A 10,239-nucleotide genomic window follows, 5' to 3' on the forward strand; every position below is an offset into this window, starting at 1 on the left:
CTTTTGTCCTTCATTCCGCTTATGAAGGACAAATATCCAGAGCCTACGGCGCCTTTTGTCTTTCATACCGCTTATGATTTATAAATCTCTAGTTCATGTGACAACAGAAAAATGAATCTGCCTATAAAGTCCACCCCGTATGGACAAATGAACCTAAGTGTCTTTTTATGGTGCCTGACACCAATCATGACACCCAAAATCCAGTCTATTGGAACTGCTCTAATACACGGAAAAAGTCAATCGCAAATTGGTAAAAAAGGTTTTCGGAGGGTGCTAGGTCTCTGTGTTTTGGTGTGATTAGGCCGACTGTTCGTTTTACTTTAGGGGAATCAATCGCTATTTTTACTGTAAATCTCGGTATGGAGTCATGAACGGTGCTTTCTGGTAAGAGGCATACACCAATTCCTGCTGAGACCAGTCCCTTTAATGCATCTAAATCCTCACCCTCTGACGTGATATTTGGTACAAATCCTGCTTCTTTGCATGCCTCCACGGCAATTTTTTGGAGAATATACCCTTTTGGAAATGACACGAAGGAATCAGTGCGTAACTCACTGAGATCTAGCCTTTTCCGGTCTGCAAGTGCATGGTTCGCCGGAAGCAAAGCAGAAATGTTTTCTGTAAATAAAATCTTTGCTTCAATATCAGGATCCCTGGTCGGGACAGGGCCAATAAACGCTATATCAATTTCTCCATTTTTAACGGCATCAATTAAGTATTGGTAAGATCCCTGTCGCAAATGGAAAACAACATTTGGTTGTTTTGTTCTGAAAGCGGAAATGACGGTTGGAAGCCAATAGCTTGCTAAACTAGTTGGATATCCAATTTTAATGGTGCCGGAATGCGGGTCTAAATATTCATCCACCTTTTCTTTGGCTTCATCAATATATTTTACCGCTTTTTTAATTTGAGTTAAAAAGATCATGCCAATCTGCGTTAATTTAATGTTCCTTCCAACTCTTTCAAATAAACGAACACCGAGTTCATCTTCTAGTTTGGCTATCTGGAAACTGATTGCGGATTGGGCTACATTTAGATTTTCAGCTGCCTCCGTAAAATGTTCACGTTCAGCAACCTCCATAAAATATCGTAATTGACGCAATTCCACCTTCATTTCCCCCATTCATATTAAAATTAGATTGATTTAATCTGAATTATATATTGTTTATATGTATATTAAAACATAAAATTACTATCATACTGATTTATCGGAAAATTAAGAACGGGGGAGATAAAAATGACATTTCATCAACTACCAAAAGCACAAGGTCTCTACCGCCCAGAATACGAACATGATGCATGTGGAATTGGGTTATATGCCCACATTAAAGGGATTGCAACTCATGAGATTGTAACAAAAGGACTAAGTATGCTTTGTAAGCTCGACCACCGCGGGGGACAGGGAAGTGATCCATTTACAGGAGATGGTGCCGGGCTTATGGTCCAGATTCCCGATGCGTTTTTCCGCGATGCCCTCCAAAACGTTCCATTACCAGAGAAAGGCCGTTACGGGGTAGGGATGCTATTTTTTTCAAAAAATGATTCAGAGAGAGAACAAATAGAATCCTATATCAATCAAATGGTTGAACAAGAAGGGCAGAAGGTTCTCGGATGGAGGACTGTGCCTGTCAATGCAGACACAATCGGTGAAACAGCCAAGAAAAGCCAGCCGTTCATCCGCCAAGTATTTATCGGGGCAAACGAAGGACTGTTGGATGATGAATTATCTTTCGAGCGGAAATTATATATCATTAGAAAACAATCAGAAAAATGGGCTAAGGAATCTGAGTTAAATTTTTATTTTGCCAGCCTTTCAAGCAAAACGATTGTATATAAGGGGTTATTAACACCAGAACAGGTAGACAGTTTTTATCTAGATTTACAGAATGAGAGTTTTGTATCGGCTTTTGCTTTAGTGCATTCCCGCTTTAGTACAAATACGTTCCCAAGCTGGGAGCGGGCTCATCCTAACCGTTACCTAATCCATAATGGAGAAATTAATACACTTAGGGGCAATGTCCAATGGATGAAGGCACGTGAAAAGCAATTTGTGTCAGAAGCATTCGGAGACGACCTGCAAAAGGTGCTGCCAATCTTAGATACCGATGGAAGTGACTCGTCGATTTTAGATAACGCACTTGAATTCTTGGTACTGGCGGGCCGGAAACCTGCTCATGCAGCAATGATGCTGATTCCTGAGCCGTGGTCAGAAAATCCCCATATGACAAGAGAAAAGAGAGCGTTCTACGAGTATCATAGTTGCTTAATGGAACCTTGGGATGGTCCAACGGCTATTTCCTTTACGGACGGTAAACAAATTGGAGCTATTTTAGATCGGAACGGCCTTCGTCCGGCTCGTTATTACGTTACGGATGATGATTATATTATTTTTTCATCAGAGGTTGGCGTCATCGATGTCGAACCGGAAAAAGTATTATATAAAGAACGTTTAAGCCCAGGGAAAATGCTATTGATTGATTTTGAAGAGGGAAGAATTATTTCTGATGAAGAAGTAAAAACAGAGATGGCTGAAGCACTTCCGTATCAACAATGGCTCGATGAACAGCTTGTTCGATTAAAAGAAGATAGCCAAAACAAATATGAGGTTCTAACGGATTTACTAGTTCGTCAGAAAGCATTTGGATACACGTACGAAGATATCTCAAAATATTTAGTTCCTGTCGTAAATGAAGGAAAAGACCCAGTAGGAGCAATGGGGAATGACATGCCTTTAGCGGTGTTATCTGACCGTTCGCAATCATTGTTTAACTACTTTAAGCAATTATTTGCTCAAGTAACGAATCCACCAATTGACTCTCTTCGTGAAGAAATTGTCACTTCTACGATGACGTTATTAGGGGCGGAAGGGAATATATTACATCCTTCTTTATTAAACTGCCGCCGGATCCAGCTTGATACACCGGTGATTACAAATGCTCAATTAGAGCAACTGAAATCTTTAAATTCAGTCGATTTTAAAAGTAAAGTAATTGACATCCTGTTCACTGAAGATCTAGAAGGCAGTCTAGTAAGGTTATGCCAAGCGGCGGATTCCGCTATTTCTGAAGATATAAGTTTGCTAATCTTATCGGACCGTAAAATGAATAAGCAAGAAGCTGCGATTCCTTCTTTATTGGCAGTAAGTGCCCTTCACCAGCATCTGATTCGTGAGGGGAGCAGAACGAAAGTAAGTATCATTATTGAATCTGGAGAAGTGCGTGAAGTTCATCATTTATCCTCCTTAATTGGCTATGGTGTTGATGCGATTAATCCATATCTTGCTTTCGCAACCTATATGCAGGCTATTTTAGATGGAAGTTTACCGTTCACCTATGAAGAAGCGGTAAGCAAGTATGTAAAAGGTATGACTGAAGGCGTTGTAAAAGTCATGTCCAAAATGGGGATTTCAACCGTCCAAAGCTATCGCGGTGCACAAATTTTTGAAGCAGTTGGAATTAGCGGGGAAGTCATCAATCGTTATTTTACTGGAACAGTATCACAGCTTGGAGGTATCGGTTTAGATACGATTGCCAAAGAAGCAAAAATGCTTCATACAGAGGCTTATGGAGATTCTTATGATCAAACATTAGATTCAGGAAGTAACTTCCAGTGGAGAAAAACAGGTGAACATCACGCGTTTAACCCTGGAACCATTCATACATTGCAATGGGCTTGCCGAAATGGCGATTATAAATTATTTAAAAAGTATTCCAAATTAGCAAATGAAGAAAGAATTGGATTCTTACGCAATTTGTTCTCATTCGATGAAACTAGACAGTCTTTATCAATAGACGAGGTAGAACCAGTTGATTCCATTGTCCGCCGTTTCAAAACAGGGGCAATGTCGTTTGGTTCAATCAGTAAGGAAGCCCATGAAACATTAGCGATTGCGATGAATCGCTTAGGGGGAAAAAGCAACTCAGGTGAAGGCGGAGAAGATTCAAGCCGCTATATCGTGGATGAAAATGGCGAAAACCGCCGAAGTGCAGTGAAGCAAATTGCTTCAGGTCGTTTCGGGGTGAAAAGTCATTATCTTATCAATGCTGATGAACTGCAAATTAAGATGGCACAAGGGGCAAAGCCTGGGGAAGGCGGACAGCTCCCTGGCAATAAGGTTTATCCATGGGTTGCCGATGTTCGTGGGTCTACACCAGGAGTCGGGCTGATTTCACCACCACCGCACCATGATATTTACTCGATTGAAGATTTGGCTCAACTGATTCACGATTTGAAAAACGCCAATCGGGATGCTCGTATCAGCGTTAAGCTTGTATCCAAAGGCGGCGTTGGAACCATTGCTGCCGGTGTGGCAAAAGGTGCAGCAGATGTCATTGTCATCAGTGGTTACGATGGCGGTACCGGAGCTTCTCCAAAAACAAGTATCCAGCATACGGGATTACCATGGGAGCTTGGACTTGCCGAAGCTCACCAAACGTTAATGCTTAATGGTTTGCGTGATCGTGTAGTTCTCGAAACAGATGGTAAATTAATGACTGGAAAAGATGTTGTAATGGCAGCATTATTTGGGGCCGAAGAGTTTGGGTTTGCGACCGCACCGCTCGTCGTGCTCGGATGTGTCATGATGCGCGTTTGTCATTTAGATACTTGCCCGGTTGGAATCGCAACACAAAATCCAGAGCTTCGTAGAAAGTTCTCAGGAGAAGCTGATTACATTGTCAACTATATGCGTTTTGTTGCCCAAGAAGTTCGGGAACTAATGGCAGATCTTGGATTTAGGTCAGTTGACGAAATGGTTGGCCGTTCGGATGTTTTGAAAATGAGTGACCGTGCAAAGGCACACTGGAAAGCAAAGGATCTGGACTTAACTCCATTACTGCATCAACCTAATGGAGTTCGAACGTTTAAGAATCCACAAAATCATAAAATTGATGACTCGCTGGATATGCAACAAATCTTGCCGACTGTGCAACAAGCATTACAAGATCAAATTCCAGTGGATGTTAGCTTTCCGATTACGAACGTTAACCGTGTTGTTGGGACGATCGTTGGAAGTGAAGTATCGAAGCGTTATGGGGAGGCTGGACTTCCTGAAGATACTATTACCCTTAGGTTTACAGGTTCCGCAGGCCAAAGTTTTGGTGCTTTTGTTCCGAACGGTGTAACACTTAACATTACTGGTGATGTAAATGATTTTCTTGGTAAAGGTTTATCGGGGGGTAAATTGATTGTGAAAGCCGACGAAGTAACAAAAATGGCAGCATGTGAAAATGTAATCGCCGGGAATGTTGCCTTATATGGTGCAACAAGTGGTGAAGCGTATATAAATGGTCGTGCTGGTGAACGATTTGCGGTCCGAAATAGCGGTGTAAACGTGGTAGTTGAAGGTATAGGCGACCATGGCTGTGAATATATGACAGGCGGACGTGTCGTTATTTTAGGTGATGTAGGCAAAAACTTTGCTGCCGGTATGTCAGGTGGAATTGCATTCGTACTAGCTGATGATCAAGATGCCTTTAAGAACTTATGTAACCAAGAGATGATTGAAATTGAGTTCTTAACTAAAAACGATGAACACGAGCTTAAGCAACTGATTCACAATCATTTTTATTATACCAACAGCGTGAAAGCAAGTTGTATCTTAGAAGACTGGCAAAATCATGTCAGAAAATTTGTCAAAGTCATTCCGAAGGACTATAAACGCATGTTGGATCAAATCCAAAAACAAAAAGATGAAGGTTTGACAGAGGAAGAAGCCATTATGAGTGCGTTTTTAGCTAATTCTTCCAATCAAAAAAATACACCCAAGCAACCAGAAGCTGTAATACGCTAAGAAAGGGAGAGGAAGATGGGTAAAACAACTGGATTTATGGATTACTATCGAGAAAAAGGTAAAGAACGGAATGCCCTTACGCGTTTAGGCGACTGGAATGAGTATTCGGTTCCTTTCTCAGATGAAACGTTAAGCAGACAGGGAGCGCGGTGCATGGATTGTGCCACTCCTTTCTGCCATATCGGAATGGAAATTCAAGGAGCCACATCAGGCTGCCCAATTCATAATCTCATTCCGGAATGGAACGATTTAGTTTATCGCGGCAGGTGGAAAGAAGCCTTGGGTCGTTTGCTTAAAACGAATAATTTTCCTGAGTTTACCGGCCGGGTTTGTCCGGCCCCTTGTGAAGGTTCGTGTACGTTAGCTATTACGGATCCAGCGGTAACGATTAAAAATATTGAGCAGGCCATTATAGATAAAGGTTTTGAAAATGGTTGGATTGCCCCTCGAATTCCCGCACGCAGAACTGGGAAAAAGGTGGCGATTATTGGTTCAGGTCCAGCTGGATTGGCAAGCGCTGATCAACTAAACCAGGCAGGGCACTCGGTAACCGTATTCGAACGTTCAGATCGTCCAGGCGGATTACTTATGTATGGGATTCCCAATATGAAACTTGGTAAAGAAGTTGTGGAACGCCGAATTAGCTTGTTGCGTCAAGAAGGTATTGATTTTGTCACCAATACTGAGGTTGGAAAAGATATTTCAACTGAAGAATTACAGGCGCAATTCGATGCGGTAATTCTATGTACAGGCGCTCAAAAACAGCGGGACCTAGTGATTGAAGGGCGCGAGGCAAAAGGGATTTATTTCGCAATGGAATACCTGACCAAATCCACAAAGAGCTTATTGGATTCAAACTTTGAAGATGGCCAGTTTATTAATGTAGAAGGCAATGACGTTATTGTCATTGGCGGAGGCGACACGGGAGCAGATTGTGTGGCAACAGCCCTTCGTCAAAACTGCCGGAGTGTCGTTCAGTTTGGCAAACATCCACAGTTACCTGAGATGCGTACCTCAGAAAATATGTGGCCTGCCTTTCCAAATGTTTTTACAATGGATTATGCTTATAAAGAGGCAGAAGCAAAGTTTGGTGATGATCCTCGTCAGTATTCTATTCAAACGAAGAAAATCGTTACGGATGAAAGTGGCAATTTGAAAGAGCTTCACACCATCCAAATGGAAAAAATAAGAGACGATGAAGGTCGATTTTATTTTAAAGAGATTCCAGGTACGGAAAAAGTTTGGCCTGCTCAATTTGTGTTTATTGCGATCGGATTTGAGGGCACTGAGCAGCCGCTTTTGAGCCAATTTGGTGTAAAAGCATCTAATCAAAAGATTGAAGCAGCTTACGGTGATTACAGAACAAACATAGAAGGTGTATTTGCAGCAGGTGATGCAAGAAGAGGGCAAAGCCTAATCGTCTGGGCGATCAACGAGGGACGGCAGGTAGCTCATCAAGTGGACCATTATTTGATGGGAAAAACCTTTTTACCTAAATAAATTTACAGTAGGAAAGAAGACCTGATTTGGGAATCAGGTCTCTTTTTTCTGGTCTATAGTATAATTCCTTGCAGAATAGGTATTTGATAATTAACGAATAATTTTTATTAAAAAATAAAAAATGTTCGTGTTTAAATTGATTTTACTAGTAGTATTTCTACAAATTATACGTTATTATATTTAAAAAGCAAACAATGAGGAGTGGGACAAATGCTTGAAACCTCAAATTCTAACAAACCTAAAAAAGTGATGTTACTAGGTTCAGGTGAACTGGGAAAAGAGACGATTATCGAGGCCCAGCGACTGGGAATGGTGACCATTGCTGTAGACCGTTATGAAAATGCCCCTGCCATGCAGGTAGCACATCATTCTTTTGTGGTCGACATGCTCGATGGAGCTGAACTCCGAAAAGTGATAGAGTTAGAAAAGCCAGATTTGGTTGTTCCTGAAATTGAGGCAATCGCAACGGAGACATTAATTGACCTTGAGAACGAAGGTTTCTGTATTGTACCAACTGCCAAAGCAGTTAACCTCACTATGGATAGAGAAGGAATCCGAAGATTGGCAAGTGAAGAACTGGGGATTCCTACAGCGAAATACGCATTTGCAGACACGCTGGAGGAATTAAAGAGCGCCGTACAAGAAATCGGTATTCCATGTGTAATTAAACCGATTATGAGTTCATCTGGAAAAGGGCAAACCGTCTGTCGTTCAATTACAGATGTAGAAAAGTCGTGGAATGAAGCTATTTCAGGTGGTAGAGGCAAAAAAACTCGAGTGATCGTGGAAGAATTTATTCACTTTGATTCCGAAATCACGCTGTTAACAATCCGATCTGTCTCTGGAACAACATATTGTGCCCCGATTGGTCATATACAAAAAGATGGTGACTACATTGAATCCTGGCAGCCACATGATATGTCAGAGGAACAAATTTTTGAAGCGCAGGACATCGCTAAAAAAATCACGGATGCACTAGGTGGATACGGACTTTTTGGCGTTGAGTTATTTCTTTCGGCAAAGGGTGTTTATTTTAGCGAGGTTTCACCACGACCACATGATACTGGGATGGTCACGATGGCTACACAAGATCTTTCCGAGTTTGCCTTGCACATAAGGGCCATTTTGGGTTATCCCATTCAAGGAGTTCAGCTGTTAACACCTGGTGCAAGTCGTACGATTAAAGCGTGGCAAGAAAGTAAGGGATACCAAATTGCTGGAATTGCAGACAGCTTGTCTATCTCTAACACTCAGGTAAGGATTTTTGGTAAACCGGAAACAAAAGTGGGTCGTCGGATGGCAGTTGTCTTAGGTACAGGAGAGTCTGTCGAAGAGGCAAGGAAACGAGCCGAATTAGCAGCGTCAAAAATAAGCATCACTCAAGACTAAATCACTTTTTTTGGAAGGTTCTTTTTTAAAGAATTGTTACTTTTTGATATATAAATTTGAATGTTTTCACCGTTGAGAAGATTATTTCTCAACGGTTATTTTTGTGTTTTTCCTCCTTTATTTCCCTTAAAATTATGGAGTTGTTTTAACTTTTAAATTTACCTTTGGTTAAAATTAATTTACTTGAAATATAAGTGAAATAGGGGTAGGCGAATGATTCTTCTAATTCTGAAATCCCTTGGAGACGGAAAATGTAAAAAATGCACTCTAAATAGAGAAAACTAGCCTTTTATAAGGTTAGTTTTGCTGTTCTATAAAAAACTATTTAGTTAATTGATTTCGATCCTCAATCTGTGGTGGTTCTTCCATCCAGCCGTTTTTGATCATAAGCTTTCCCCCATCTTGAGCAAAAGTGAAAATATCTTTTGCAAGAAAAGCCATTTTTGCCGGCAAGTCACTTCGTAAACTGAATCCACCGCCTAGTGCATTACTTCCAAGCCCAAATGAAGCTAACAAACTGGTATTGTACATCATTAATTTGTCAGAAAATGGCGAAATTTTTGACGTTGTTGCTTTACCAGCATGAGTAGCTGGGGGCTCAACATAACTATGGCGTAAAAATTCACCTAAATCTATTTCGATTTTCTTTGACAATTCCATTCCTTTGATCAGATAGTTTTGAACCTCTTTATCTGCTGCAACTTGAGCGAATCCAATCATTAATTGCATACCTACGAGGTTAGTTTCAATCGCATGATGGATAAGAGATGCTTCAACTGTATTCAGCGATCTAGTTTCGCTAAACCAAGTAAAACCATCCATATAATTTTTATCCTGAACAAAATTAACCTGTTTTGGCATTGATACATAAGGTGGACGAACGAGAACCCCTTTATCTAAAAGGAATTGAGTTGATTGGCTGTTCATCAATTGGGATTCAGCGGTCATCTTTATAAAAAAATCTTCAATATCCTTTCGATAGGACATGCCAGTGAAAAGTGCATAAAGGCTCATTTCCAATTTAGTCATCAAATGTAAATACATAATATCGTACATGAAATCAAATAACTTAGGAACGCTTTTATTTACATCGCTTTCAGTAAAACCAATCGGAACTACGGCCCCTTCTTGTTGAAAAATACTTGTAATCATCTCAATGTTTTTGGCAGTACCATTATAATGAGACTGTAACAGTTGTTTTCCATCATGATCTGAGTGCTCTATAAAATGTTCCAATACTCTAAGTATCATGGTTTTTTCTTGAAAAGCAATCCACAAATTAGCTAATTCTGATGATGTAATAGGTGCTTGACTTGAAGTCGTCATGCTAACCCTCCCTAGTTTTATTAATAATGTAACCATTAGGAAATTATTTTATGAAATACTACAGAGTTCTTCGTTAAAATAAGAAATAAAATTTCTAATGCATTTATTAATTTGTTATTTGTACGCGATTTTACTGCCTCTAAAAGGAATTATTATGTTTATTAAACAAATGATATGTTAAAGCTCATTGTTGATATTGCTCACAATGTTAATTGGAGCGGAAGGCACGAGAC

General features: G+C 40.4%; 5 protein-coding genes. 3 read left to right on the forward strand and 2 right to left on the reverse strand.

Going from position 1 to position 10,239, the window contains the following annotated elements; translation table 11 throughout:
- Window positions 1–205: 205 nt before the first annotated feature.
- Window positions 206–1,108, reverse strand: a complete 903-nt coding sequence (locus tag V7137_RS26265; protein WP_335700801.1) for a LysR family transcriptional regulator — start codon at window positions 1,106–1,108, stop codon at window positions 206–208.
- A 129-nt stretch (window positions 1,109–1,237) separates the two neighbouring features.
- On the opposite strand from V7137_RS26265, the gene gltB reads away from it, so the two are divergent.
- From gltB to purT, 3 genes are all read left to right on the forward strand, one after another.
- Entirely contained in the window at window positions 1,238–5,791 is a 4,554-nt protein-coding gene (gltB, locus tag V7137_RS26270; protein WP_335700802.1) for a glutamate synthase large subunit, read from the forward strand.
- Window positions 5,792–5,806: 15 nt separating this feature from the next.
- Window positions 5,807–7,291, forward strand: coding sequence for a glutamate synthase small subunit (gene gltD / locus V7137_RS26275; protein WP_335700803.1), 1,485 nt, complete (start codon window positions 5,807–5,809; stop codon window positions 7,289–7,291).
- A gap of 210 nt (window positions 7,292–7,501) precedes the next feature.
- Entirely contained in the window at window positions 7,502–8,680 is a 1,179-nt protein-coding gene (gene purT, locus V7137_RS26280; RefSeq protein ID WP_335700804.1) for a formate-dependent phosphoribosylglycinamide formyltransferase, read from the forward strand.
- Between the two features lie 321 nt (window positions 8,681–9,001).
- Here the strand turns inward: purT and V7137_RS26285 are convergent, their stop codons facing one another.
- Window positions 9,002–10,006 carry a DUF3231 family protein gene (locus tag V7137_RS26285; protein WP_335700805.1) on the reverse strand — a complete coding sequence of 335 codons (1,005 nt, stop codon included), beginning with the start codon at window positions 10,004–10,006 and terminating at the stop codon, window positions 9,002–9,004.
- Window positions 10,007–10,239 lie beyond the last annotated feature (233 nt).

The organism is Neobacillus drentensis (assembly GCF_036962765.1).
In the GTDB taxonomy this organism is placed as follows: Bacteria; Bacillota; Bacilli; order Bacillales; family Cytobacillaceae; genus Neobacillus; species Neobacillus drentensis_C.